Origin of the sequence: Centipeda periodontii DSM 2778, from assembly GCF_000213975.1 — a bacterium.
GTDB classification, from domain to species: domain Bacteria; phylum Bacillota; class Negativicutes; order Selenomonadales; family Selenomonadaceae; genus Centipeda; species Centipeda periodontii.
The window spans coordinates 1-613 of record NZ_GL892082.1 but is presented as its reverse complement, the minus strand read 5'-3'; the positions used below and the strand labels follow the sequence as shown (position 1 = coordinate 613).

The window sequence follows — 613 nt, the reverse complement described above, 5'->3', positions numbered from 1 at the left end:
AGTTTCGCTTGCGCTTGCACTTTCGTCCGAGCGCTTGCGGGACATCGAACAGCGTCAGCGGAATCCTACCCGCCCACAGCATATTGTAAAGCGTCTTGGTGCATGGGATACCATCCTCGTCGAACCGTTTGTTCGCCCTAGCATCCCCGACGCACATGTCGATCGACCACTTGTTCTTACGGATTCTTTCGGTCATCCAACGCAGGAATGGCGCACAGCCTGCGCTGTCAACCTTATACGGTCGTTTGGAGTTCTTTCGATGTTCGAGGTAAGCCCGTTGCCCACGCCTTGCCGTATATTGTGGAGACCGCCCGCGAGCAGCTTGGCGTTCGGGTGTCCCCCGCTTAAGCTCATAGTGGATCGCCGTGTGCGAGCATCCAACCCGTGCGGCTATGGCGCGAAGGGAGAATCCTTCGCGGTGAAGTGCCTGTATTTGCCCCCTTTCGTCAAGGGTAAAGTGCTTTCCCGATTTACGAACAGCTTCCATTGTGGTAGAATAGGCGTAATCCATAGTGATTGCTCCTTTGCTGATGTTTTGTAGCAGAACCATTATAGCACGGGACGTCACTATGGATTTTGTTTTTGTTTAGCTGTTCAACTTCATTTTACAACG

General features: G+C 52.7%; 1 protein-coding gene. It reads right to left on the bottom strand.

Annotation, left to right across the window (positions count from 1 at the left end; genetic code table 11):
- On the bottom strand, nucleotides 1–511 hold a 511-nt coding region (locus tag HMPREF9081_RS12665; protein WP_040395762.1), incomplete at its 3' end, for a helix-turn-helix domain-containing protein.
- Between the last annotated feature and the right edge of the window lie 102 nt (nucleotides 512–613).